The organism is Psychrobacter okhotskensis (assembly GCF_013248965.1).
Classification (GTDB): domain Bacteria; phylum Pseudomonadota; class Gammaproteobacteria; order Pseudomonadales; family Moraxellaceae; genus Psychrobacter; species Psychrobacter okhotskensis.
This window is the reverse complement of record NZ_JABRVQ010000001.1, coordinates 20,712-47,276: the sequence shown is the minus strand read 5'-3', so window position 1 is coordinate 47,276 and position 26,565 is coordinate 20,712. Positions and strand designations below refer to the sequence as shown.

At 44.8% G+C, this 26,565-nt stretch carries 18 protein-coding genes; 5 read left to right on the top strand and 13 right to left on the bottom strand.

Translation table 11 applies throughout. From position 1 onward, the window contains the following. Positions 1-306 precede the first annotated feature (306 nt). Together parC and HQR03_RS00165 are read left to right on the top strand one after the other, a co-directional pair. Complete coding sequence (gene parC / locus HQR03_RS00170) at positions 307-2,610, top strand: DNA topoisomerase IV subunit A (RefSeq protein ID WP_173238737.1); 2,304 nt, start codon at positions 307-309, stop codon at positions 2,608-2,610. Between the two features lie 138 nt (positions 2,611-2,748). Beyond that, complete coding sequence (locus tag HQR03_RS00165) at positions 2,749-3,867, top strand: YecA family protein (RefSeq protein ID WP_173238736.1); 1,119 nt, start codon at positions 2,749-2,751, stop codon at positions 3,865-3,867. Positions 3,868-3,951: 84 nt separating this feature from the next. Here the strand turns inward: HQR03_RS00165 and HQR03_RS00160 are convergent, their stop codons facing one another. Next, on the bottom strand, positions 3,952-4,488 hold the full coding sequence (locus HQR03_RS00160) for an REP-associated tyrosine transposase (protein WP_173238735.1): 537 nt from the start codon (positions 4,486-4,488) through the stop codon (positions 3,952-3,954). 93 nt (positions 4,489-4,581) lie between these two features. After that, positions 4,582-5,178 (bottom strand): hemerythrin domain-containing protein, encoded by a 597-nt coding sequence (locus HQR03_RS00155; protein ID WP_173238734.1) that lies wholly within the window; start codon positions 5,176-5,178, stop codon positions 4,582-4,584. A gap of 211 nt (positions 5,179-5,389) precedes the next feature. On the opposite strand from HQR03_RS00155, the gene HQR03_RS00150 reads away from it, so the two are divergent. Further along, positions 5,390-6,925, top strand: a complete 1,536-nt coding sequence (locus tag HQR03_RS00150; RefSeq protein ID WP_173238733.1) for a cryptochrome/photolyase family protein — start codon at positions 5,390-5,392, stop codon at positions 6,923-6,925. A 62-nt stretch (positions 6,926-6,987) separates the two neighbouring features. Next, on the top strand, positions 6,988-7,818 hold the full coding sequence (locus HQR03_RS00145) for a Cof-type HAD-IIB family hydrolase (RefSeq protein WP_173238732.1): 831 nt from the start codon (positions 6,988-6,990) through the stop codon (positions 7,816-7,818). 107 nt (positions 7,819-7,925) lie between these two features. On the opposite strand, the gene HQR03_RS00140 is transcribed toward HQR03_RS00145, so the two are convergent. From HQR03_RS00140 to HQR03_RS00130, 3 genes are all read right to left on the bottom strand, one after another. Beyond that, a complete protein-coding gene (locus HQR03_RS00140; protein ID WP_173238731.1) occupies positions 7,926-8,246 on the bottom strand; it encodes a hypothetical protein in 321 nt (106 codons plus the stop codon). Positions 8,247-8,384: 138 nt separating this feature from the next. Continuing rightward, positions 8,385-8,648 carry a hypothetical protein gene (locus HQR03_RS00135; RefSeq protein WP_217271504.1) on the bottom strand — a complete coding sequence of 88 codons (264 nt, stop codon included), beginning with the start codon at positions 8,646-8,648 and terminating at the stop codon, positions 8,385-8,387. 137 nt (positions 8,649-8,785) lie between these two features. Next, positions 8,786-9,583, bottom strand: a complete 798-nt coding sequence (locus tag HQR03_RS00130; RefSeq protein ID WP_173238730.1) for a 3-oxoacyl-ACP reductase — start codon at positions 9,581-9,583, stop codon at positions 8,786-8,788. 303 nt (positions 9,584-9,886) lie between these two features. Between HQR03_RS00130 and HQR03_RS00125 the strand changes: the two genes are divergently transcribed. Beyond that, the gene (locus tag HQR03_RS00125) at positions 9,887-11,020 is read left to right on the top strand and encodes an ABC transporter substrate-binding protein (RefSeq protein ID WP_025652262.1); all 1,134 of its coding nucleotides are present in this window, start codon (positions 9,887-9,889) and stop codon (positions 11,018-11,020) included. A gap of 86 nt (positions 11,021-11,106) precedes the next feature. Here the strand turns inward: HQR03_RS00125 and HQR03_RS00120 are convergent, their stop codons facing one another. The 8 genes from HQR03_RS00120 to pilQ all read right to left on the bottom strand — a co-directional run bounded on the left by HQR03_RS00120 (position 11,107) and on the right by pilQ (position 26,547). Beyond that, positions 11,107-12,342 carry an FUSC family protein gene (locus HQR03_RS00120; protein WP_173238729.1) on the bottom strand — a complete coding sequence of 412 codons (1,236 nt, stop codon included), beginning with the start codon at positions 12,340-12,342 and terminating at the stop codon, positions 11,107-11,109. A 243-nt stretch (positions 12,343-12,585) separates the two neighbouring features. Further along, entirely contained in the window at positions 12,586-13,821 is a 1,236-nt protein-coding gene (locus tag HQR03_RS00115; RefSeq protein ID WP_173238728.1) for an FUSC family protein, read from the bottom strand. A 255-nt stretch (positions 13,822-14,076) separates the two neighbouring features. Continuing rightward, positions 14,077-15,498 carry a glutamate synthase subunit beta gene (locus HQR03_RS00110; protein ID WP_025652259.1) on the bottom strand — a complete coding sequence of 474 codons (1,422 nt, stop codon included), beginning with the start codon at positions 15,496-15,498 and terminating at the stop codon, positions 14,077-14,079. Between the two features lie 135 nt (positions 15,499-15,633). Beyond that, the gene (gltB, locus tag HQR03_RS00105; protein WP_101212197.1) at positions 15,634-20,097 is read right to left on the bottom strand and encodes a glutamate synthase large subunit; all 4,464 of its coding nucleotides are present in this window, start codon (positions 20,095-20,097) and stop codon (positions 15,634-15,636) included. A gap of 903 nt (positions 20,098-21,000) precedes the next feature. Continuing rightward, entirely contained in the window at positions 21,001-22,095 is a 1,095-nt protein-coding gene (locus HQR03_RS00100) for a hypothetical protein (RefSeq protein ID WP_173238727.1), read from the bottom strand. Between the two features lie 113 nt (positions 22,096-22,208). Next, positions 22,209-23,348 carry a 3-dehydroquinate synthase gene (aroB, locus tag HQR03_RS00095; RefSeq protein WP_101212196.1) on the bottom strand — a complete coding sequence of 380 codons (1,140 nt, stop codon included), beginning with the start codon at positions 23,346-23,348 and terminating at the stop codon, positions 22,209-22,211. A gap of 80 nt (positions 23,349-23,428) precedes the next feature. Further along, positions 23,429-23,989 (bottom strand): shikimate kinase AroK, encoded by a 561-nt coding sequence (aroK, locus tag HQR03_RS00090; protein WP_101212195.1) that lies wholly within the window; start codon positions 23,987-23,989, stop codon positions 23,429-23,431. Between the two features lie 197 nt (positions 23,990-24,186). Continuing rightward, positions 24,187-26,547 carry a type IV pilus secretin PilQ gene (gene pilQ / locus HQR03_RS00085; RefSeq protein ID WP_173238726.1) on the bottom strand — a complete coding sequence of 787 codons (2,361 nt, stop codon included), beginning with the start codon at positions 26,545-26,547 and terminating at the stop codon, positions 24,187-24,189. Positions 26,548-26,565: the final 18 nt, after the last annotated feature.

The following is a 26,565-nucleotide window of genomic DNA, read 5'->3' as shown; positions in this document are numbered from 1 at the left end:
ATGATAACGGTTCCGTGTTACAGCCTTTATAATAATTATTGCTGAGCACTATTGCATAGTGCCTTATGAAACAGGCGCTTAGTAAAAAGGCAAACCATGTGCGTCTAATTCACTATACTTATCTTATTTTGTAAAAGCTATCAGCCAAAGTGCCATCAGTACATCTATCTGGCACGTCATGACCTGTCGTCTATTCTGACTTATACCTTTTTAATTTTGCCAATATCCTTTACGATAGCACTATCCTATTTGCACACTTGCACCAATTATTTATATCTATTAAAACTGATAAGTGAACCCTATTTTATGCCTGATATTATTGATAACAGTCCTGCGATTCTATCTGATGATGTGATGGATACCCGCTCCGTGGCGGAATTCACCGAACAAGCCTATCTCAACTATGCCATGTACGTCATCATGGATCGGGCGCTGCCCAATATTGCTGACGGTCTAAAACCTGTCCAGCGCCGTATCGTCTATGCCATGAGCGAGCTTGGGCTAAAATCGACGGCGAAGGCGAAAAAGTCTGCGCGTACCGTCGGTGACGTCTTGGGTAAATACCATCCGCATGGTGATAGCGCCTGTTATGAGGCCATGGTGCTGATGGCGCAGCCGTTTAGTTATCGCTATCCACTGATCACGGGTCAAGGTAACTGGGGTAGCCCAGATGATCCCAAATCCTTTGCCGCGATGCGCTATACCGAAGCTAAAATGTCTGCTTATGCCAATACCTTGCTTGCAGAACTCGGACAAGGCACGGTCGATTGGCAAGATAACTTCGATGGCACCATGCAAGAGCCAACCACCCTACCTGCCCGCCTGCCGAATATTTTATTAAACGGTACGACTGGTATTGCAGTCGGTATGGCAACCGATATCCCGCCGCATAACCTTAATGAAGTGGTACGCGCCGCTATTCGTTTGCTGAAAAATCCTGAGCTATCAGTTAAACAATTAACCCAATCGATACCAGCGCCTGATTTGCCAACGCCCGCTGAAATCATTACCAGTAAAAAAGACTTGCAGTCGATGTATGAGACTGGTCGCGGCAGCTATAAAATGCGCGCCACCTTTCATATTGACCCAAAAGAGAAGAATTTAGTCATCATCGATGCGCTTCCTTACCAAGTGTCAGGCAATAAGATTCAAGAGCAAATCGCTAAGCTCATGACGGATAAAAAGCTGCCGTGGATTACTGATATTCACGATGAATCAGACCATGAAAACGCTTGCCGTATCGTCTTAGAGCTAAAATCTACGCGGGTCGATGTGCAGCGAGTAATGAGTCATTTGTTTGCCAGTACTGATCTTGAAAGCAATTATCGCGTCAATATGAACATGATTGGCCTCAATGGTAAGCCGCAGGTCAAAAACCTCAAAGAAATCCTTGAAGAATGGCTCGTCTGTCGCCGCTCAGTGGTTACGCGTCGTTTGCAATATCGCCTCGATAAAATCGATAAGCGCTTGCATATCCTTGCAGGTTTGCTGATTGCTTATCTGAATATCGATGAAGTCATTCGTATCATTCGTGAAGAAGACGATCCAAAATTATCATTGATGCAAGACTATGACCTGACTGAGATACAAGCCAATGCTATCTTGGACATTCGTCTGCGTCAGCTCGCTAAACTAGAAGAGATTGAGCTGCGCCGCGAGCAAGATGAGCTGGCAGCCGAACGCGCCATCATTCAAGAGTACTTGGACAATCCAGACAGCTTGACCAATCTGATGATTGATGAGCTTACCGCCGATATGAAAGAACACGGCAACGAGCGCGTATCACAATTGGCAGAACGCGAAGAAGCGCAAGCACTCAAAGAGTCTGACCTCGTACCAAGCGAGCCTGTCACCGCCATTCTATCGAAAGCGGGCTGGATTCGCGCTGCCAAAGGCCATGACGTCGATGCCGCTGGCATGACCTATCGCTCAGGTGATAGCTATCAAGCCCACGTGCGCGGTAAATCCAATGAGAGAATATACGTGCTCGATAGCACTGGGCGCAGTTATAGTATCGATGCGCATAGCCTCGCATCCGCCCGTGGTCAAGGCGATCCGCTGACCAGCGTACTCAAACCGCCAGCAGGTGCCAGCTTTGAGCAGTTATTAACCGGTGCTGACGATCAACGTATCATCCTTGCTAGCTCAGCAGGTTATGGCTTTATCAACACCATTGGCAATCTCGATAGCAATCAAAAAGCGGGCAAAAATATCATTAACTTCGCTAGTGATAAAAGCTTGCTTCCCGTCGCTCGGATCGATGCGCCAGTCGAGAACACTGCCAATAGTGAAGATAATGAAAATACGATTAAGCATACGCCTGACCACGTCGCCGTCGTGACCAATGCCGGATATCTGCTCATCTTTGCGTTAGAGGACTTGCCTGAGCAAGCACGCGGTAAAGGCAACAAAATGATTACACTCAAAGGCGATGAAGAGGTATTGGCTGTCACCCCAATGAGCTTACAAGACAGCTTGATTATTACTGCTGGCAAGCGTCATGTGACCTTAAAGCCGATGGATTTGGCAAATTATAAAGGTAGTCGCGGTAATCGCGGTGGACAGTTGCCGAGGGGCTTTCAGAATGTGACTGGGGTTGAGGTTGGGTAGTTTTGGTTTAGAGAGCTGGGCTAAAAGCCCAGCCTACGGTGGCTTGCTCACGTACTCTCACTTTCCGCTGAGCAAGGCGTTAAAATTTAGATCTACTATTAAGTATTTTGTCAGCAAACTAAAGATAAGTGACTATCTATGAAAATTGAACGCAATGAGAAATGTTGGTGCGGCTCAGGAAAGAAATTTAAACGTTGTCATCTTGGACGTGAGAATGAGTCTCCTGTAAATAAAGGCGAAGCTATTAGTCATAGTCAGAAGAACGCTTCTAGAAAATGTTGTTATGTCTCTGATGATTTAAAACATGAATGTAGTCAAAAAATTATCAATGCTCATACTGTCTCAAAGAGTAGCAGCCTTAAGGAAATTGCAGATAAAAGTAACCATGTTTTAGGATTAAAAATAAACTCAGCGAATATAATCAAAAACAAAGGGAAGCTAATTCCAGAAAAAATAGGAATCAATCAAGCTTCCACCTTTACAGGTTTCTGCTCAAAACATGACAAGTCCCTTTTTTCTTGTGTTGAAGATAGAGAGTTTGTTGGAGATAGTGAGCAGTGTTTAGCTCTAGTGTACCGCTCAGTAGCAAAAGAAATTTATGCTAAAGAAGGCGGACTTAACATTTCTGAATTTGTTAAAAAGGGTGATAAAGGTAAGAACCTATTAGATCAAATTTTTATTCAAAATTTTGCTACAGACCATCAAGAAGGAACTAAAGCTGCTCTTGCAGAATTATCAGAGTTTAAATCTCAACTTGATGATCAACTTCTAGGAAAATCAGTTGATAATTTAAGCCATCTTATTATTGAATCAAGCTTACCTATGCCTGTCGCTGTTTCATCAGTTGTTTCTCCTACAACCGACTTTAATGGCAATTTAATTCAAGATTTGGGTGATTTAAGCGTTGTTGCTGAGCACTTAGCTTTTAATTCATTCTCTAGTGATGGTAAAGGTTATGTAGTCTTTAGTTGGGCAAAAACTTCTACCAAAGTATTAGAATTTATCAACTCGCTATTAGCTTTAGAATCAAGTAAAATTTTTAGTGCACTAATACAGTTCTTTTTTGGAGTTGCTGAAAACTTTTTTATCTCTCCTTTGTGGTGGAATAGCCTATCGAATGAACAAAAAGATAAAATAAATAGTTTAATAATGTCGGGAATAGTTCCATTTGAACATAGTCGAAATGATTTATTGGTTGATGATGGTATCAGTTTTTCGGGATGGGAAGTTGGTAGCATCAATAGAATAAATTTCTAATTGAAATTTTAAGTAAACGAAAAAAGTGCTGTAGGCTGGGCTTTTAGCCCAGCAAATCATGCCAAAAAACCAAACCTTAAACAATTAATCATAATCAACTTCAATCCCATCGATACCTACCCCGCCCCAATCTGTCGAATAAAACCCATCTTCTACGCACTTTTGAAACGTCGAATACGACCAATCAATGGGACGCGTGACATAACCATGTTTGACCGCGTTGTAATGGATATAATCCATATGATGCTGGTAATCTAAGTCATCTCTAATTCTATGTTCCCAAAACCGCCGTTGCCAAATACCGCGCTCTCTGCTTCTCACTCTAGAATGGGTGATGATTTCACTCGCAGACTTTTTAATTTGACGAGAAAAATGCGTTTTGATACTGGCGATGATCACAGCGTAGTTGTCGCTATCCTCTGCTAAAGTGATGAGCATATGAATATGATCGGGCAACAATACCATCGCGTTAAGTTCAAAATCGTGGTTCTGTTTGGTCAGTCGATAGGCATGGCGAAATTCATTAACGTGCTTTGTGAGAAGCCTACTTTTGCGGTTCGATAAGGTCATCGTCAGAAAATAGGTGCCACCTTTTGTCTTATCTCTAATATAAGATCGCATATTTTTGACCTTGAGTTTGTTTGCAGAGATAGAATGCTGGGCTAAAAGCCCAGCCTACGGTTTAGCTTTTCGATCAAACATAAAATCCAATCCCTAACTCTGCCGTAACCCCAAAATCGGAATGACCAAATCCTCTTCATCAGTCAGATGCTGCTGTAGCAAATCCGTCACTTTTACCAGCGTTTCATGCAATTGTTCGGCGAGCGCCTTATCCTCACCCTCACTTTTCGCCAGCGCATCGTTTTGAATTTGCAATTTATCCAGTAGCGCATTGAGATACTCATGGTCATGACCTAATACCTCAAACCCTGCCTGTAGCTGCGGATACATCCTCACAAATTCTGGGAAAAACCCGTCATCCTCTACGCCATGATGTTGATGCAGTTTAAGCACATGCATATTGATACGTTTGAGGATTTGTGAGCGATATTCCGCCCAGTCATACTCGCCATCAATATAAGCCTCGCTAATTTGAGTGAGGATGCGTTGGCGTTTACGAATATTGGTATGCACCTTGAGCCAGCCCGACGTCTTATAAGCATAGTCGGCGCTAAACCATTGGTCTGGCGGTAGCTTATTGAATAAGAACAGCCAATCCGCTTCCAACCGACTGTCAGGATGACGCGGTGACAAGCTAAATAGATCATCGTCTATATCTTGTTGGCTTTTGTCGTTGGCAGCTATGGTCATTTGGTAGTCCTAATTTTTATTATTGATGCATGTATATATGGTGGTTTTGCTATCTGATTTATAGTGGCAACCAAGCAAAACACTTTTCTAATCTTCGCAACAATAGTATTAAGGACGTTGTTTTGGCGCGAACCCAGTAACATAACCCACCATTACAACCTCATAACCGCTCATTTATAATGGCTTGTCTTAGTGAATATAAGCTTACGCCATGAGTAAACGTATCAGCCTAATTTTCCCACATCAACTGTTTGCTGATACTTCGCTTTGGCAAGAGGAATGCTATCTGATTGAGGAAGATTTATACTTTACCCAGTTTCCTTTTCACAAGCAAAAGCTAGTCCTGCATCGCGCGAGTATGAAAGCTTATGAGCAAACGCTAATAGATGCTGGCAAAACCGTACATTATATTGACTCATCACATGAGCATAGTGACTGCCGCCAGCTCATTGCTAGCTTTGTCAGTATTAAGCATGAGCCTGATACTGACATTAATAATAGCGATGCCATTGCAAAAATATACTGCATTGATGTCGTCGATGACTGGTTACGGATACACATTCAAGAAGCCATAGTAAAAGCTGATATTGAGTTTGATGTTTCGCCAACGCCAATGTTTTTGAACCCGCTACCTATCTATTGTGACTTCTTTAAAAACAATCGACTGTTTCATCATGACTTCTATATCCAAGCGCGAAAACGTGAAAACATCCTTATCGATGACGAGCAAAAACCTATCGGTGGGCAATGGTCATTCGATGAAAACAATCGCAAAAAGTATCCACGTAAGCAGACGCCGCCTGCGGTCGAATTCCCTGAATTAACCGTATATTACGAAGAAGCAATAGCGTATGTTGAGGACAACTTTAGCACGCACTACGGTGAGGCCAATCCTGACTTTCGCTATCCGACTAGTCATATTGAGGCCGAAGCTTGGCTAGAGAATTTTTTATCGAAACGCTTCAAAGACTTTGGTAAATACGAGGACGCTATCGTTGCCGACGAGCACGTTTTGCATCATAGTATTTTAACACCAATGCTGAATACGGGACTGTTAACGCCTGAACAAGTCATCACGCGCACGCTTGAGATTAGCGAAGCATATGACATTCCTATTAATTCCTTAGAAGGCTTTATACGCCAAATTATCGGCTGGCGCGAGTTTATGTATGGGCTCTATGAGTCTATTGGACGTAAGCAGCGCACGAGTAATTTTTGGGGTTTTAAACGTAAGATACCGCCAAGCTTTTATACCGGTGATACCGGCATTGAGCCGATTGATACCACGATTAAAAAGCTGCTAAAGACAGGTTACGCGCATCATATCGAGCGCCTAATGATATTTGGCAACTTTATGCTGCTGTGTGAGTTTGATCCTGATGAGGTTTATCAATGGTTTATGGAGCTATTTATTGACTCCTATGACTGGGTCATGGTGCCCAATATCTATGGCATGAGTCAATTTGCCGATGGTGGTCTAATGGCGACTAAGCCGTATATCAGTGGTAGTAATTATATTAATAAAATGAGTGATTATCCCGTCAAATCCAAAGGCGAGACACTAGAATGGGCGGCGATATGGGATGGCTTGTTTTGGCGCTTTATGCATGTCCATCGTGACTTTTTTGAAAAGAATCCGCGTATTGGTATGCTACTATCGATGTGGGATAAGATGGATAAAGCTCAACAAAAAGAGCATCTAAAAAATGCTAATGATTTCTTAAAAAAACTTGATAAAGAAGCTTAAGCTAGTATCTATAAAATAACACTTGCAATAAAAAATAAAGTATAAAACTATAAAGGATATTTATGTTTACCGAATACAAAGCTAATGGTGCCTCAAGTACCAATAAAATTCCAACGCCAAAGATCATCTTTTTTGATATTGATGATACGCTAAGTCGTGCAGGAATTATCGCAGAACACAATCAAGCCACTTTAGAAGCCTTAGCCGACAGCGATGTTAAATTAGTCATCTCCACAGGTCGCTCAAAAGCAATATTGCCGCCTGACATTTTAGCGTTACTAGAGGCAAATGTCCTCGACGCTATTATTTGTATGAATGGTCAATATAGCTTTGATAACCATAGCAGAATCAGTCACTATCCATTATCAGATATGCAAACGGCTAAAATCGTAACGCTGTGCCAAGCCAGTCAACTTATTCATAAATTCGATTCTGCGACGCATATCGCGTGGTCAGATGAAAACGATCGTCTGCGAGAGTTTAATGCGCGGACGCCGAACTCAATCGTTGATCCCTGTTATTACCAAAGTCATGAAGTCTATCAGTGCTCGGTATTTTTTAATAATCAGGTCGATAAAATGCAAGATATCGATTTTGCCTCGGATGGATTGAAATTAGTGCATTGGCATCATATTGGCGCGGATATTCTACCGAGTGACGCCTCAAAAGCGCGTGGCATTCTCGATGTTTGTAAATATTATGGCATCGACGCTAGCGACTGCATGGCGTTTGGCGATGGCATGAATGATTTGGAGATGTTTGATTTGGTAGGCTTTGCCGTAGCGATGGGTGACGCGCAACCGGATTTGATTGCGCGTGCAGATTTTGTCACAGGCACGATTGAAGAGCGCGGTATTCAGTCAGTGCTTGAACGTTTGGATATTGCTTCTTAGTAGAGTGCTAAACTTGTTTGCTTTTATGGGCTGGGCTTTTAACCCAGCATAGTAGCTAAAGTACTAAAACCTAGATGTCTTTGTCGGGCGCGCCCTACTCGACTAAACTATAGTATCTGAAGTATTAGTAACATCAGCGTCAAGACAATTCCAATTCCAAAGCAAATTTTCATTCCAAGTGGCATATGCTTGAACGGTATTTGAGTCGTGCCATAAAGGTGAAGCGTTTCAGCTTTGCTGATAGGAAATAACGCTAAGCCTACTCCCAACATAAACATAAAAGGTAATATCACATATATTCTTGGCACCGATTGCGCATTGCCCGTGAAGATATAAAACAAAGTAGCCGCCGATATTACCGCTATACCTATTCCTGCTAATCGCGCCATACTTTTAGATTTGGCAAATGGATCTATTGGTTCGTTCATGATATATGTACGCTATTATTAAGTTATAGACAGGGCGTTTGCGCATTATGGCTTTGGAAAGCGCGTAACGTTTTGATTCACCCTATGAACAGCGATTATATAATTCAGTAAGACAAAAGTCGAGTATAATAAACCAACTCAATTCTTGCCTGCAATCAATCCATAAACCCAACCACCAATTTTATAAAACCCGACCATAATCAAAACAAGTACCACTGCCGCCAATATATAAGCCAGCCAGTTGGGCACACTACTCAACCAGCCAATCGTAAATGCCAAACCCATATAGGTCTCAACTGGCCAATTAATAATAGCGGTCGGTGAGCCCGCGTTAAACAGCGTCATAAAGGCGACGATACCAAGCACAGCCGTGATTATTGCAGCACGTTTACGATTATTCATCTCATTCCTCTTCTTAATTCAATCAAGTTGCTTATCAAGTGATTCATCTTTTAATTTTGAAAACCTATACATTTTTTAGTGTCTTAATCTATGCCACTAACCGCTTAAAGCATTGTTGATTCATCGTTGAGGCCTCGTTAAGGCATCGTCAAACCACCATCCACAGCAATGGATTGACCAGTAATAGCCGCACTCAAATCCGATGCCATGAGCAATACAGCATTGGCAAAGTCATCCACTGAGGTTGCTTGACGTAACGGTGTGGTGCTGGCGATATAATCAAATACTTCTTCGGTGGTTGAGCGGCTTGCGTCCGTGGTTTTAAGCAAGCCACCTGCCAACAAATTCACGCGGATACCATGTTGACCAAGCTCAGCGGCTAAATTACGCGTCAGTCCAATCAACGCCGATTTGGCAGTCGTATAGTCGTAATAAGTGACCACAGGATTATAAACAAGGTTGGTTGAGATATTGATAATCTTGCCCATTTTTTGCGTTTTCATTTGTGGTAGTACTGCTTGTACGGTATTAACTGCGCCTTTGACGATGCCATCCATTTGCTGGGAGAAGTGCGCCCATTTAACGGTTTCAATACTGGTATAGTCGGCACTAGGATTAAATTGGTAGCTTGGCAAGGCGTTATTGACCACTATGTCAATGCGCCCGTAGCGCGCAACGACCGCCTTTGCCAGCGCTTGTACTTGCTCAAGTTCAGTGACATCAGCTTGATAAGCAAATGCTTGCCCGCCAGCAGCGACGATGTCGGCAACGACTGCCTCAGCAGCCTCTTTACTATTGAGATAATTGACACAAATGCTTGCCCCTGCCGCTGCCATTTGCTGGGCAATTTGTGCGCCTAGTCCACGACTGGCACCAGTGACGATGGCGACTTTCTCAGGCAATAACGCCGGTATAACAGTGTTATTCTGGGTCATGATGTTGCATCCTTTATTATTATGGTATGGTTGGTCTATTCACGTTATTGAAAATACGGTATAAAAATAAACCAGCTCATCATAGCATGATTGCTTCCCTTGATTGCTTTACCTAGGCTGGGCTATTCTGACACTGCCTTCGACTTGTAAGGCATTGCCTATCGTAATATCTATTCGCGATTGCCCTTTAAATTACTGGGTATAATAACCATAACAGGGCAACTATCGGTGCTGAGCCTGTAATCATTAGCCGCCTTTATTTATTTTTATCGATTTGCCTTACCTTTATCTAGGAGAGATATTTTGACTCACTTATCATCGCCCCATGCCACTGCCAACACAGCGGCGCGTAATGGTCGTTTAGTACCAAAAGCCTTATTAGCCATGGCAGTCGGCCTAGCACTGGCCAGCTGTAGCAACGCTGACAATGCCGCTGATGGCAACGCTACTGCTAGCAATGAGACGCTAAATCTGTATAACTGGTCAGAGTACATGCCGCAAGAGATTCTAGATGGGTTTGAAGAAGAGACGGGCATTTCGGTCAATTACACCACCTTTGACTCTAACGAAGCCATGTACGCCAAGCTCAAACTACTCGATGATTCTAGTCAGTATGACTTAGCGATTCCATCGACGTATTATGTCGAAAAAATGGCCAAAGAAGGGCTATTGCAAGAGCTTGATAAATCTAAACTGAGTAACTTTAAAAACCTCGATACCTCATTTACCAATACCAAGGTTGACCCTGAGAACAAATACTCAATTCCTTATATGTGGGGCAGCACTGGTTTGGCCATCAATGGCGATTCGGTCGATCCTGCGACGGTCAATAGCTGGAACGATCTGTGGAAACCTGAGTATAAAGGTCAAGTGATGCTGACCAATGATGTACGCGAAGTGTTTGGTATGGCGCTCCTCACCCTTGGCTATTCGGGTAACAGCAGCAATCCTGACGAGATCAAAGCCGCTTATGACAAGCTCACTACCTTGATGCCAAACGTCAAAACCTTTAACTCAGATGCGACACGCATGCCTTATATCGAAGGCGAAACGTCACTCGGTATGACGTGGAATGGCGAAGCCGTCATGGCCAATGACGAAGGCTTGACCAGCTTGGTCTATAAGTACCCAAGCGAGGGCGCGATACTCTGGATGGACAACTTTGTCATTCCGAAGAACGCCAAGCAGGTGGATGCCGCGCACAAATTTATCGACTACCTACTGCGTCCTGAGAACGCCAAGATTGTCAGTGAAGAGATTGGTTATGCCTCGCCGAACTTGGCAGCGCGTGAGCTGATGGAGGAAAGCGTGCGTAATAACCCAACCATTTATCCTAGCAAAGAGGTGTTGGCCAAAGCTGAATTCCAAGAAGACGTCGGTGATGAAGCCCTGCAAGTGTACCAGCAGTATTGGGATAAGCTAAAAACGGGTCGTTAATACAGAAGGCTAGAAAAACACGCCCTAAAAATATTGTTTAAATAAAAACGCTGACTTGTGAGAGTCAGCGTTTTTATTTGTTTTCTTCATAAATGTAAATCTGTCTCGCTGCCTTTATGCTCAATACGGCGCTGTTCACGGCGCTGATAACGCAGGCCAGAAGCAGCAAACCATTGCGGCTTGGTCTTTTGTAATAAATCACTTAATCGCTGCAACTGTACTTGCAGAGTTTGGGTCAACCAAAAATAGCCCTGCCACTCAAAACCTAAATTCTGCACGCTCGGATACTCTGATACCGCGATGCGAGTAATGGGGCGAAATACCTCATCGTTTGGGCTACGTAATACCGCAGCCATATGCTGCATTGCCTGCGTTAATTCGTGCTGATAATGGATAAGCAAAATATGATTTTCATCGTCAATCTCGATATTTGCCAAGCGCGGTGCGGCACTTAACAGCAAATCAATGGTACCGATAATATTACGATGGGTACGCTGAATGGTTTCTAGCGTTTCTTTATCAATGCCCGATTCACTGGCAGTCGCTGCGATATGCGGACGCACGGCAAGCAAGCGCTTATTAATCTTTTGTAACGCCTTCACCAAGGCTTTATTGACGGGTGTATCCGGTATAGAACTGCTCGATGGATAAATAATACTGGCTGAACTGGTCGCCTTACTATATTTAAACGGCTTGGGTACTAGTACATCGGCATCAATATGATTGCCCACTCCTGCATACAAATTGCTGCACGTCTCAAGATTGCTGGCCAACAAAAACCGCCACATCAACGTCGACTTCAGCGGTAAAATTAATGTTGCTGCGACCGCCACCCCTGCGCCAAGCAAAATATTAAACGCGCGATATAAGCCATCTTGGGCAATACTGCTGTGGTCAGGACTCGATACAATCATCAGCATGGTAATGCCTGTTAGCAGCCCAATATAACCCAATTGCTTGACCGCCACATAACCGATGATGCCACTGATAATGCCAATCAGCCCATAATACAACCACAGCCAACCACCGATATCTTTAATCAACCATAAGAAGCTAAGCCCGACCAGCACTCCAAGCAAAGTACCCAATATCCGCTCTTTGGCCTTGGTATAAATCGCTCCCTGATATTGCAACAAACCCAAAATCACAAATACGGTAATGGTCGTCCACTCGCCATGCGGCAAGTGCGTAAACTCATTTAACAACAGTGCAATAAGTACGGCCACACCCAAACGTATGGCATGCAAAACATCCGCATGCTGGTAGCGGGCATAAGGCTCTACAAACGGTGCCGTAAATCGTTGCCAAACAGTCGGTTTCACGCAGGGTATCTCTTATAATAAAGGAATAAAAAATTGGTTAAATCCTAGCTACTGGCTTAACCACGAATAAAGCGATGGTCAAAAAATAACGCCTTTTACCTATTAAAAGATAAAAGACGTCAAAGGTCAAAACATGCTAGCACATAACGACAAAAAAACATCCGAAGAAGATAGCATTTGGCTATTGATAACACTAAGAGACGCTGACAAGTAGTTGCAAGTGGGTGTCAGTATCTCTGTTACTTACAAGTGTAAGTCTGACTCGCCACCCTGCTCTTTCATTCTACGCTGCTCGCGCCTTTGATAGCGCAGACCAGAAGCAGCATACCACTGCGGTTTGGTCACTTGTAGCAGATCACTTAGCTGTCGCAGTTGGGTTTGCAACGTTTGCGTCAGCCAAAAATAGCCCTGCCACTCAAACGTTGCAGTCTGTACGCTAGGATATTCTGATAGCGCAATACGCGTAATCGGTCGAAAGGTTTGATCGCTTGGACTGCGTAGTACTGCTGCGATATGCTGCATGGCTTGTGTCAACTCGTGCTGATAGTGAATCAGTAGCGTATGGTTTTCATCATCGATATCGATATTCGCCAAGTGCGGCGCCGCACTGAGCAATAAATCGATGGTACCGATGATATTGCGGTGGGTACGCTGAATCGTTTCTATGGTTTCTTTATCAATGCCTGATTCGCTTGCAGTGGCAGCGATATGGGGCCGTACTGCGAGTAGTCGCTTGTTTATTTGCTGCAGCGATTTTATCAATGCTTTATTGACAGGGGTATCTAGAGTAGCGCTATTTTTGGCATTATTCAGGCTCGCTGAGCTTGTCGCTTTAGTATAAACAATCGACTTAGGAGCCACTATTTCAGCATCGATATGATGTCCGACACCAGCATAAAGAGTGCTACAGGCCTCCAAATTATTTGCCAATAAAAAGCGCCACATCAAGGTAGATTTGAGAGGCAAGACCACTGTCACCATGACTGCGATACCCGTACCGATTAAGATATTGAGTGCCCGATAAACGCCATCTTGCGCTATGTTAATTTGATTTAAGTTAGAGACGATCATTAGCATAGTAATGCCAGTCAGTAATCCGGTATAGCCTAGCCGCCTAACCGAAAAATAACCAATAACCCCACTGCTGATTCCAATCAGCAAGTACTCTACCCCTAACCAAGCACCCGTCGCTTTATTAAACCATAAGATCGAAAATGCCACGACAATACCCAAAACTGTACCCAGTACTCGCTCTTTGGCCTTAGTATAAATAGCGCCTTGATACTGTAGCAATCCTAAAATAATAAAGACGGTGATCGTCGTCCATTCTCCGTGCGGAAAACGGCTTATTTGATTGGCTAACAGCGCAAGTACAATAGCTGCACCTATACGTATGGCATGCAAGATATCAGCGTGCTGATAGCGCGCATAAGGCTCAATAAATGGTGCGATAAAGCGTTGCCAAATTTTTGGTTTCACGTACAGGTACTCTTATTAATTGAAGAATATATAATCAGTAAAAAGTAATATCGAACCATCACGCAGTGCTGATATCGATTTTTCTTGCTACTCTAATTTTCGTGAATGGCATTAGACGTAAAAGACTAAGCGTTACTTAGACATTAGCAGCATAACCAGCTATCAAAAAAAACGTCTTTTGCCTGTTAAAAGGTAAAAGACGTTTGAGAACAAAGCAAAGCAAAGCAATCAGTCACTGGATGTAAATCAAACCCATTAAACCTCTAAGAAGTCCAAAATACCTTCAGCGGCTTCACGCCCTTCCCAAATGGCGGTTACGACCAAATCAGAACCACGTACCATATCGCCACCAGCGAAGATTTTGGGGTTTTTGGTTTGGAATTTAAAGGTTTGCTTTTCGAGAGCCAAAACACGACCAGAGCTGTCCATCGCCACTTGCTGTGACTCGAACCAATCGGCAGGACTAGGACGGAAGCCAAAGGCCATAATCACTGCATCACAAGGGATAATCTCTTCAGAATTTACAATTGGCTCTGGACGCTGACGACCACGGTTGTCAGGTGCGCCTAAATGGGTGGTCACGACTTTTACGCCTTTGACCTTACCATTTAAGCCAATGATTTCGGTTGGCTGACGGTTAAATAAGAACTCAACACCTTCCTCGCGGGCATTGACTACTTCGCGGCGCGAGCCTGGCATATTTTCTTCATCACGGCGATAAGCGCAGACGACTTGCTCAGCGCCTTGGCGGATACTGGTGCGATTGCAATCCATTGCTGTATCACCGCCACCGAGCACCACCACTCTTTTGCCTTTAAAATCGATATACTCTTCGGGATTTTTTTCCCAATCGTTACAACGGTTCACGTTGGCAATCAGGTAATCTAGCGCATCATAGACACCGTCTAACTCCTCGCCAGCGAAGCCGCCACGCATATAAGTGTAAGTGCCCATACCCATAAACACCGCATCGTACTCGCCTAATAGCTCATCGATACTAACGTCGGTACCGATTTCTGTCTCTAGACGAAACTCGATACCCATGTCTTCAAAGATGACCCGGCGATTGCGCATGACGTCTTTTTCCATCTTAAACTCTGGAATACCAAAGGTTAATAAGCCGCCGATTTCAGGACGTTTGTCAAAGACAACTGGTTTAACGCCATTTCTCACCAAGATATCTGCACAGCCCAAACCTGCAGGTCCTGCGCCAATGATAGCGACTTTTTTGTCCGTCCAAACCACGTCAGACATATCAGGTCGCCAGCCAAGCGCAAAGGCGGTATCGTTAATATACTTCTCAACATTACCAATAGTGACCGCGCCAAAGCCATCGTTCAGGGTACAAGCACCTTCACATAGGCGATCTTGGGGACAGACACGGCCGCAAACCTCAGGCAAAGTATTGGTACGGTGGCACAACTCAGCGGCTTGAAATATCTGCCCTTCGGCGGCCAATTTGAGCCAGTTAGGAATGTAATTGTGTACAGGACACTTCCACTCGCAGTACGGGTTACCACACTCAAGACAGCGATGTGACTGCTGCGCCACTGGCTCACTCTCGAATGGTTTATAAATCTCGACAAACTCCGTTGAGCGCGTTGCGATGTCTTTTTTAGTCGGCTCAAGCCGAGGCACATCTAAAAACTGAAAACTATTTTCTAAGCGTTTTGCCATGGTGTTATCTCTTTTATAGTGGGTGATAACAGCCAATATCTGCAGCCTCAATGAGGCAAATTTACGGATAAGGGCTGTCATTTACCTGCTCAAAACCTATGAGTTAAGATGCTCGTAAACCTATTACTGACTGAGCTACTGTGGGTCAGCCATCGTGGTCTTAAGCAAACTTGCAATGTTCGCCGCTTTTGGCTTCACCAAGTAAAACTTGCGCACGTAATGCTCAAAGTCAGCCAAAATAGTCTGACCCCACGCGCTACCAGTTTTATCCACATGAGTCTCAAGCACTTGTTGTAAGTGAATACGATGACCTTCCGTCTGCTCGCTTGAGATACGGTTTAAGTCAATCAATTCATGATTACAACGATCAAAGAAGTCCCCTTCCATATCGAGCACATAAGCGAAGCCGCCCGTCATACCCGCGCCGAAGTTAAGACCAGTACGACCAAGAATAGTCATGATGCCGCCCGTCATATACTCACAGCAATGATCACCCGTGCCTTCGATGACCGCATGCGCGCCAGAGTTGCGCACCCCGAAGCGCTCGCCTGCTGTGCCCGCTGCGTACAACTTACCACCGGTTGCGCCATATAGACAGGTATTGCCGATAATGGCAGTATCTTGCGCGGTAAAGCTAGAGTCTTTGGGTGGATAAATGACAATCTCGCCACCTGCCATGCCTTTGCCCACATAGTCATTGGCATCGCCTTCTAGCTCAATATGTAAGCCACCAGCATTCCAGACGCCCAAACTCTGCCCAGCAGTACCCGTCAGATGCAGTTTGATTGGCTTCTCATTCATGCCCAGATTGCCCCATACTTGCGCAATCTCACCTGAGATACGTGCGCCAATGGAACGATCACAGTTACCGACGTAATAGCTATAATCGCCGCCATTACCTTGACGAATATTGAGCAGCATATCGCTAATCATTTGCTCCGCAAGCAAGCCTTTATCAAACGGCTCATTACGTTCTACCTGACAAGTCTGCGCTTTGCCGCTACTGGCTGGATGGCTAAATAACAGCGGCGACAAATCTAAATGACGCTGCTTATCGGTATTACCCTCTAGCACATCAAGCAAGTCTGTACGTCCGACCAACTCCTCCATGCTACGCACACCCAATGCAGCAAGCCACTCACGCGTTTCGGTGGCGACAAACTTAAAGAAGTTAATCAGCATTTCTGCTTCGCCAATGAAATGCTCGTCACGCAGTTGGGCTTTTTGGGTGGCAACGCCCGTCGGACAGTTATTGAGATGGCAAATACGTAAATACTTACAACCAACAGCAATCATCGGCGTCGTACCAAAGCCAAAGCTTTCGGCACCAAGGATAGCGGCTTTAACCACATCAAGACCAGTTTTTAGACCACCATCGGTCTGGATACGTACTTTGTCGCGCAACCCATTGACGCGTAATGACTGATGGGTCTCGGCAAGACCCAATTCCCACGGCGAGCCAGCATGGTGAATAGAGGACAACGGTGACGCTGCCGTACCGCCATCATACCCTGAGATGGTAATCAAGTCGGCATAAGCTTTTGCCACACCAGTAGCAATAGTACCAACGCCCGGACGTGAGACCAACTTGACCGAAACCAAGGCGTCTGGATTGACTTGTTTTAAGTCAAAAATAAGCTGTGCCAAATCTTCGATAGAATAAATGTCATGATGCGGCGGCGGTGATATGAGCGTCACCCCCGGCACAGAATAGCGCAGACGAGCAATCAAAGCATTGACCTTACCACCCGGCAGCTGACCACCCTCACCCGGCTTGGCGCCCTGCGCGACTTTAATCTGCATGACTTCTGCTGAGCGTAAATACGCTGGGGTCACACCAAAACGACCCGAGGCAACTTGCTTAATTTTTGAGTTACGCAGCGTGCCATAACGTACAGGATCTTCGCCGCCCTCACCAGAATTTGAGCGCCCACCAATGGTGTTCATTGCCATCGCGATGGCTTCATGAGCTTCAGGAGACAACGCCCCTAACGACATACCAGCCGAATCAAAACGGGTTAAAATTTTGGAGATATCTTCGACTTCATTAACATCGATCGGGTTGTCCGTCTTCAACTGCAATAAGTCACGCAAGGTGGCAACCGGACGACTATTGACCAAATCGGCATAATGACGATAATTGTCATAATCACCCGTACGTACAGCGGTATGCAGGCTATTAATCACATCTGGATTAAAGGCATGATATTCTTTATTAAAGACAAACTTCAATAAACCACCTTGATCCAGTGGCGCACGACGTTTAAAGGCATTGGCGGCTAGCTGTGCTTGATCAGCAGCCAAGTCTGCAAAGGTAGCGCCTTTAATACGGCTTTGTACGCCTTTAAAACACAAGCTCACGACTTCTTCAGAGAGACCAACGGCTTCAAATAACTGTGCACCGCGATAAGAGACAATGGTAGAAATACCCATTTTTGATAAGATTTTTAGCAAACCTTTATCTAAGCCCTTACGGAAATTAACCCGCGCTTGAATCGGATCGCCCAATAGCTCACCGGTTGCAACCAAATCATCAATGACATCATAAGCCAGATATGGATAGACACAAGTCGCGCCAAAGCCAATCAATACGGCTATTTGATGCGAATCGCGCGCGAGACCCGTCTCAATGATTAAATTGGCATCAGTACGAATACCTTGACCAATGAGGTAATGATGCACCGCACCCGTTACCATAATGGCATTGGCCGGTACTTTTTCCGCATCGATGTCTTTATCAGACAACACAATCAACGTCTGCCCTGCCCGAATGCTGCTGGCCACTTGCTCACAGATAGCAGTGATGGCCGCTGATAGCTCTAGGGTGCGATCATAGTTTAGGTCAATACGGGCAACCTTAAACGCTGGATCATCCAAAGTTTCAAGCTGCTGCATTTTGCTAGCGGACAATACAGGCGACGATAAGATAATACGGTGTGCATCTCGCGCAGATGGCGCAAACACATTGGTTTCAGCGCCCAAGCAAGTCTGTAGCGACATCACGATCGACTCACGCAGTGGATCAATCGGTGGATTGGTCACCTGAGCAAACTGCTGACGGAAAAAGTCCCCGACATGGCGAATCTGCTGTGACAGTACTGCCATGGGCGTATCATCACCCATCGAACCGACTGGCTCTTGCGCATTTTCGGCATTAGGCCGAATGATTTCTGTGCGCTCTTCATTGGTAATGTGATACATTTTTTGCAGCGCTTTTAGCTTATCACCGCGGCAAGCTTGTGCTGCCAACTCTTCTTCTAAGCGCTCATCATCGCGGATACGAGTGGCTTCTTCGCGTAACCATTTACGATAGGGATGGGCTTTTTTCAATAAGGTCGCAATCGCTTTGGTATCTAAGATTTGACCAGTTAAAGTATCAATGACTAGCATCTGACCTGGTCCTACCCGACCTTTTGCCAGTACATCCTTTGGCGCATAGTCCCAAACGCCTACTTCTGACGCCACAGTGATATAGCCATTTTTAGTCGTCACCCAACGCGAGGGGCGTAGACCATTACGGTCAAGCATACAGACAGCATAGCGTCCATCTTGAATCACAAGACCTGCTGGGCCATCCCATGCTTCCATATGCTGCGAGTAAAACTCGTAAAACGCCCGCAAGTCCATATCCATGCTATCGACATTTTGCCATGCTGGTGGCACTAGAATAGACATCGCATGGAACAGATTCATGCCCCCAGACATAAGTACTTCAAGCATGTTATCTAAGCTTGACGAATCAGAGCCCGTACTATTAACCAGCGGCGTTAGCTCATTCAGATTGGGTAATTTGGCAGATTTTAATTTTGGTGTGCGTGCCTCAGACCAGTTACGGTTACCGGTAATGGTGTTTAATTCGCCATTGTGCGCAAGATAGCGAAACGGCTGTGCCAATGGCCAGCGTGGTAGCGTATTGGTTGAAAAACGTTGATGAAATACCACAATATGTGATGCCAAACGTTGATCTTGGAGATCTAGAAAAAACGCTGGTAGATCTGATGGCATCACCAGACCTTTATAAATAATAGTCTGACAGTTCAGCGAACAAACATAAAACAGCTCGTCATCGACCAGACGTTGCTCTGCTTTTTTACGCGCGACAAACAGCTTACGGTTAAAATCATCCGCATCTAAATTATCAGGCGCATTGACAAACACTTGCTTAAAGTCTGGCAAGGTCTCACGACCAATCTCACCAACGATACTCAAATCAAGTGGCACATCACGCCAGCCAGCAACCTCTAAGCCTTCAGCGATAATCTCTTCGGCGAGTACCTGCTGGCTGTGCTGTGCTTTGGTCTCATCTAAATTGACGAACACCATACCCACAGCAAAGTTATCCGTCACTGTTAACTGTTGCTCGCTAGCAATGTCTTTAAAAAAAGCGGTCGGCGTTGCCAGTAGCAAGCCACAACCATCACCCGTCTTGCCGTCAGCAGCAACACCACCGCGATGGGTCATACAGCTGAGACTATGAATAGCCGTTTTTACCAAATCATGACTGGCTTGTCCCTCAATATGAGCAATCAAACCAAAGCCACAGTTATCAGAAAAGTCATCCGGCGTGGCCAAATGCGTATGGGAAGAAATCATTGACATAGCTTGTCCTTTTAAGTAAACGGGCAGCTTATATATCCAATGCGGAACATAAACTGGTGACCGCAGGCAGAACGGGCTGGTAGGTAAATATTCGTATATCCGAATTAATAAATGACGTGCAGCTCAGTAGATAGTTATGTTGTGAGCGTGAGATAACCCCCTGACTCTCACAGTCGCTTGATAGTCTGATAACAGACAAACGGTGTTATAACAAAATGCACCAATAAATAGTCAGTAACCGCCCATGGCAACTGGATAAAAAATACCCCGTATACCAGTTACTCACTCGTCAGCACGTACCTTAACGTTTGGCGTTATATCCTACTAGCGCGGCTTAGTCGACGGCTAGTTGAGCATGCGAAAATATGACATTTGACTAATTTTGAATATCAGACGCTCTATATTCAAGCGCCTTAATGACCCTAATAGCAGTGACAATAAGAGGGATTTTGCGATTTGCAATAAGCTTACTGTCGATGGCAAATCGCTGCGCTTGAGACAACAATCGCTTAGTACGCAACTATGTTATCACTAATAGTACGTAACTAAATGACTGTGCGTTAAATCGTTATTTACGATAACTATACAGAGCGTTGCCCATAGTCATCTTAGTTAATGACGGACAAAAAATCTAGTCTTTTCTGTCGATTCATCAGCCAGATTTTGTAAGAGCTTATATTATGAGTTGCTAATAAACAGTCAATAACTCACTGCAATGGCTTTTACAGCTATAGGATACGAGGGTTTTTAAAGCTGCTTTGACGAAGTTCTTTTAACCTCTATATTGGTTAGTTGTCTAACAAAATAGGCAAGTATGTAAATGAGCAGATAGACAAACATAAAAAAACCTCACTAAACAAACGTTTTAGTGAGGTTTTTTTAGGGCATAGCACTAACCAAAAATTAATTGCTTTTTTCTTCGATCAGCTCTTTTATACTGTCATTATTGGCTTTAGGCGCACTACTATTGCTGTTTTTATTAGCGGCATTCGAGCCATTATTTGTACTATTAGTCGAACTTGGCGGCTTAGGCGTTGGTACAACCGGCGGTTTTTTTAGCGTGCTATTATCAATTGCAGGTTTTTTGGCAGCTTGCTCAGGCTTACGAGTATCATCATTTTTAGCGCTCGAAGCAGTCAGTGTTTGCTCTTCATTGCCGACGGTACGCTCTTCATTGACCGATAGGGTCGCAGAGGTATCGACCGATTGACGAATGCTTTCATCATTACTATTGTTAGCCGCTTCTTGACCACTACGACTGGTATTATTGCTTGCTGCTTGCTCATTAGCACCATCACTATCATTAGCTTGCACTTTCTGACGGACTGGCACTTCACGTTTGGTCGGGCGCAAATTTACAGAGCGCGTGCGTCTCGCACTCAAGTCTTTCACCGGATCAGGGCGCTCATAATTGTCGATGATACTGACGTAGCGATTGATCTCTTCAGGTAAGACACGCACATTGGCAGGCAGCCTAAAGTCAATCAATTTGGCAGCACCAACGGCCTCTTGCAGGCTGCTCATCAAACCATAAGTCAGCATATAACGGACTTGATTGTTGTCATCAAGGTAGCGAAAGTAGGAAAACTTCGCACGGTCTTCCCGACCTTCTAAATAACTGACGATCACCTCGTTTTCCGCAACATTCATGACCTGTACAGTCCATTTGCCTTTATTAGCCAGCAGATAACGCTTGTCTTTAAACTCATCAGGATAACTGCGTAAATCACGAACGGTCGCATCAAAATTGATCGGCTGCACGTCCGTATCCAGCTCATGCAATGATTCAATGGCCAATGGCTGCTCAAGTTCGGTGCTCGTTGTTTGCGGCGCAGATATCGGCGCATTTTCAATCTTGGCACCCATCGCTGGCGTTTGACTAAACATCCAAACCAAAGCGGTGACGACGCCTAGCAACAGGGTCACCAACAACCAAATCAGTGCTTGACGGCGATATGATTGGCCAGCGTTACGAGTCGACGAGCTAGATGCTGCCATGAGGATGTCCTTGGTGAAATAGAGTTAAACGCTTTAAACCTGTGCTCATGCCAATACAGTAGTGACTAACAGCTCCATTGCAATGGTTCGCTTGCAAGGGTTTAGTGATATCACTAAATTTGACGTTCTGATGAGCTGTGCTGTGACAATACGTCAGTAAGAAGCTCAGCATCGAAATCATTGGTTAATACCGCGTCACCCAGTGATTTTAACAAAATAAGGCGGATTTGTCCGTGTTTCACTTTTTTATCATGCCCCATCAAGTCTAAAGCCGTCTGAACATCAATAGCAGGTGGAGTGATAGGTAAATTGGCCAATGTCAAAACGCGTTTAATACGAGCCACGTCTTCGCTCGTTAACCAGCCAATTTTTTGAGACAGCTCGGCTGCTTGTACCATACCAACGGCAACCGCCTCACCATGCAGCCAATTACCATAGCCTTCGTGGGTTTCGATCACATGACCAAAAGTATGACCGAAGTTTAATAGCGCCCGTACACCCGACTCTCTTTCATCTTGCGCCACGACATCGGCTTTGTATTGACAGCAGCGTTTGACCGCCTCGCCAAGTACTGCCAAATCTAACGCCATCATCGCTGGTAAATTGTGCTCAAGCCACGTTAAAAATTCCGCATCCATAATAAGTGCGTATTTAATGACCTCTGCAAGACCTGCTGATAGCTCACGCGCTGGCAAGGTTTTTAATGTACTCATCTCAGCAAGCACCATTTGCGGCTGCCAAAAAGCCCCGATCATGTTTTTGCCTTGTGCGTGATTAATGCCTGTTTTGCCGCCAACGCTTGAATCCACTTGTGATAATAGTGTGGTTGGAATTTGGATAAAGTTGACACCGCGCATAAAACTGGCTGCTGCAAACCCAGTCATATCACCAATGACGCCGCCGCCGAGAGCAATCAATGTCACATCCCGATTGAAATGCTCGGCCATGAGCGCATCATAAATCTGGTTAATGCTCGTCTGATTCTTATATTGTTCGCCATCTGGGAGTATACATACCTTCACGATGAACTGCTTTGCCAATGGTGCCTCTAGCGCTGCCAAGTAAAGCGGTGCAATCGTCTCGTTGGTGACAATTAATACTTGCCGACCAGTAATATAGGGCATGATTTGCTGAGCCATAGCGCTTTGCTCAGTGCTGTTTTGCTCAGTGCTACTTTGTTCAGTAATGACAATAGGATAATCATGACTGTGCGTGTGTACGGTTAAGCCATCATGAAACAGTGGCGTTGCCATGAAAGTCTCCTTGAGCATTTTTAATGAGGGAACGTTAGTTGACTGAGTATCGTTATATTTATGTTCTATTATTTTTGCCATCAATCTTCTTTAGATTCTGGCGTTATAGAAGGCGTGCAATAGAACGATTCGAGTTGCTGTAATAATTGACTGACCATATGACGAGGGTAAGTATGACCGGTAGGCATGATGATATGAGCCACTTGCCGATATAATGGGTCGCGGGTGCTGTATAAATCTTGCAAGATTTTTCTAGGGTTGGGCTGTTGTAGTAAAGGTCGCGACTTATCTTTCGCGGTGCGTGCCATTTGTACATCGACTGGCGCATTAAGATAAACCACGATACCGCGCTGCTTTAAAAACTCGCGGTTTTCAGCAGACATAACGGCACCACCACCCGTTGCCAATACTATCTGCTGTTGTTGGCTCAGCTCATCGATGGCACGTGTCTCACGCTCACGAAAGCCCGCTTCGCCTTCTTTAGCGAATATCCAAGCAATATCAGCGCCGGTTTGCGACTCGATATACCAATCACTATCTACAAACGTCCGCCCCAATTGTTTGGCAAGCAATCGACCAATGGTGGTCTTCCCCGCTCCCATCGGTCCCACTAAAAACACCGACGGTAATTCCTCCATCATAGTACTCACTCAGCTAAATTAGGTATGATACAACGTCATTGATATTCTGGCTAGTAATGAGCCATGATTATTGTTGTACCAAATTCAAAAAATACGATTGACAGTGTCTTGCTATGGTCAAATCAACCTAAATTTATCCATAAAAAAAGCAAGCACTAAGGCTTGCTTTTTTCGATTGATAATTGATAGTAAGATTATTAATTTAAACGGCTTACACCATCGTTGATCAGCTTTGGCGTGACAAATATCAGTAGCTCTTCTTTAGAGTTATTACGTACATCCTTACGGAAAGCTCGGCCAACATAAGGCAAGTCTCCTAAGAAAGGCACTTTAGATACCTCATTAGTAGTACGATTTTTGAAGACACCGCCTAGTACGATGGTTTGACCATCTTCAACGATAACGTTAGTCGAGATTGAATCTTCAGCGATCGCTACCTGATCATTAATAATCGTTGGCGTGCCATTGGTAATGACCAGTTGCAAACCAATTTTACCATCAGGTGTAATGTTCGGCGTTGCTTCTAAGCTTAGTGCCGCTTCTTTAAAGCTGGTCGTGGTTGCGCCACTGGCCGATGCTTCTTGATAAGGAATCTGCGTACCCGATGATACTTTGGCCGTTTGTTTGTCCGCTGTCAAAATCTTTGGCGTTGAAATAACTTCACCGCGATTGTCGGCTTGCAAAGCTGACAACTCAAGATCGAGCATCACATCCGACATACTTAGCAAGCCAAAAGCAATACTACCCGCTGGATTGGCCACGCCTAAGTCAACGTTTAAGTTATCAGGACGGCTGATATCGTAAGAAGGATAAGAAACCGTTTGACCATTGACAGTCGTGGTTTCGATATCAAAATCCTTAAGATCTGCCAAAGTCTGATTACTACCACCAACGAGTAGGCTACGGTTATTCGCCGCACCATTCGATAGGATGCCCCAACGAACGCCAATCTCTTTACTAAAGCTATCAGTCGCACTAACGATACGCGCTTCAATCATTACTTGGCGGACCGGAATATCAATTTTGCTGATAAGCTTATGGATATTCTCAATACTGTCCGCCACATCTTTGATAATCAGAGTATTGGTACGTTCGTCGACCGTGACCGTTCCACGATTGGATAGTAAAGTATTGTTGTCGCTAGAGTTAGAGTTGCTAGCGCTGCTACCACCAGATGAGCCACTACCTTGTGAGATAAGGGTTAATACATCTGCCGCTTTAGCGTAGCTTAAGCGAATGTACTCGGTGCGTAGTGGCGCATAAGACTCAACTGCTTGCTGCGCTTCAAGCTCACGCGCTTCTTGTTCAGCAAGTTCTGTAGCAGGCGCGACTAAGATCACCCTACCATTCTCGCGTTTGCCCAGATTTTTACTTTTTAGAATAATATCAAGCGCTTGATCCCAAGGCACATTGATCAGGCGCAAAGTGATGTTACCCGCCACCGAATCACTAGCGACGATATTCATATCAGTGAACTGCGCTAAAATATCTAAGACGCTACGAATTTCCACGTCTTGGAACTCCATAGATAGCGCTTCACCACTATAGACTCTTTCTTCTAGGGTTGGCTCTCTTAGTAGCTCAGGCTTACTGATACTCACGTTTAACTGGTTACCCGATTGGTAAGCTTGATACTCATAATCCTCAGTCATGTTGATGGTGATAACGCCATTTTGACCTTGGTTTTTGGTATCGATACTACTCACGAGACCACTATTAATATTCAAGCGACGTAATAGGTTTCTAGGCACCGTGCTACCCGTTAGGCGTACGACCAGCTTGTTACCTTGGCGCTGCACATCCACCGGAATCGCTTCATTGGCAAGTGCAATACTGACGTTGCCGCCGCCGTTATTTCCTGCCGAAAAATTCACAGCCGTTAAGCCGTCATAGCTATACTGCTTGCTAACTTGAGAGGCAGCAAGCTGTGGATTTAATAGTGGATTTACGCGTACGACCATCGTATCCGTTGGCGCTTGGTTATTGATCACGGTCGTGCTAGTTGACGTTGTTCTAACTGGGGCAACGGGTACACTACTGGTTTCTACAATCGGTGTGACTACTGCCGTCGTGGTAATGGCATTGTTGTCATTGAGTACGTCTTGGATCGGGTCATTGGTAATGACTGGGCGACTGGGATCGGTCAGGGTCAACAGCAGATCATTGCCGTCAATCGCCGTCGTATAGTTGCCCGCTTGTTTAAGCCCAACAATCAGACGCGTGGTACTGTCACTACTTAACGTCGTAACATCATTGACCATACCGATATTGTATTCGTTAAAACGACTGGCAAGTCCGTTTTGTACTTGCTCAAAATCCAATACCAAACGGCTAGGATCATCCAGCTGGTAAGCGGCAGGTAATACTGGCAAGCCTGCAAAGCCTAAACGCATTTGTGTCACTGCGGGTGCAGTCTGTACCACAGACACATTATTGATGCGCTGGGCGGCATGGGCGCTGCTATTAACTGCTACCATGCTGATTGCCAATGCAGAGATGGCAAAAGCAGAAGAGACGCGGTTGCTCATCATCATTACCTTGTTGTTGCGTACTGTCATTATTTATTCCTCAAAAAA

Bases quoted from the DNA above. Each gene is read 5' to 3' on its own strand.
- parC (WP_173238737.1), top strand. From the start codon at position 307: ATGCCTGATATTATTGATAACAGTCCTGCGATTCTATCTGATGATGTG.
- HQR03_RS00165 (WP_173238736.1), top strand. From the start codon at position 2,749: ATGAAAATTGAACGCAATGAGAAATGTTGGTGCGGCTCAGGAAAGAAA.
- HQR03_RS00160 (WP_173238735.1), bottom strand. From the start codon at position 4,488: ATGCGATCTTATATTAGAGATAAGACAAAAGGTGGCACCTATTTTCTG.
- HQR03_RS00155 (WP_173238734.1), bottom strand. From the start codon at position 5,178: ATGACCATAGCTGCCAACGACAAAAGCCAACAAGATATAGACGATGAT.
- HQR03_RS00150 (WP_173238733.1), top strand. From the start codon at position 5,390: ATGAGTAAACGTATCAGCCTAATTTTCCCACATCAACTGTTTGCTGAT.
- HQR03_RS00145 (WP_173238732.1), top strand. From the start codon at position 6,988: ATGTTTACCGAATACAAAGCTAATGGTGCCTCAAGTACCAATAAAATT.
- HQR03_RS00140 (WP_173238731.1), bottom strand. From the start codon at position 8,246: ATGAACGAACCAATAGATCCATTTGCCAAATCTAAAAGTATGGCGCGA.
- HQR03_RS00135 (WP_217271504.1), bottom strand. From the start codon at position 8,648: ATGAATAATCGTAAACGTGCTGCAATAATCACGGCTGTGCTTGGTATC.
- HQR03_RS00130 (WP_173238730.1), bottom strand. From the start codon at position 9,583: ATGACCCAGAATAACACTGTTATACCGGCGTTATTGCCTGAGAAAGTC.
- HQR03_RS00110 (WP_025652259.1), bottom strand. From the start codon at position 15,498: ATGGCAAAACGCTTAGAAAATAGTTTTCAGTTTTTAGATGTGCCTCGG.
- gltB (WP_101212197.1), bottom strand. From the start codon at position 20,097: ATGTCAATGATTTCTTCCCATACGCATTTGGCCACGCCGGATGACTTT.
- HQR03_RS00100 (WP_173238727.1), bottom strand. From the start codon at position 22,095: ATGGCAGCATCTAGCTCGTCGACTCGTAACGCTGGCCAATCATATCGC.
- aroB (WP_101212196.1), bottom strand. From the start codon at position 23,348: ATGGCAACGCCACTGTTTCATGATGGCTTAACCGTACACACGCACAGT.
- aroK (WP_101212195.1), bottom strand. From the start codon at position 23,989: ATGATGGAGGAATTACCGTCGGTGTTTTTAGTGGGACCGATGGGAGCG.
- pilQ (WP_173238726.1), bottom strand. From the start codon at position 26,547: ATGACAGTACGCAACAACAAGGTAATGATGATGAGCAACCGCGTCTCT.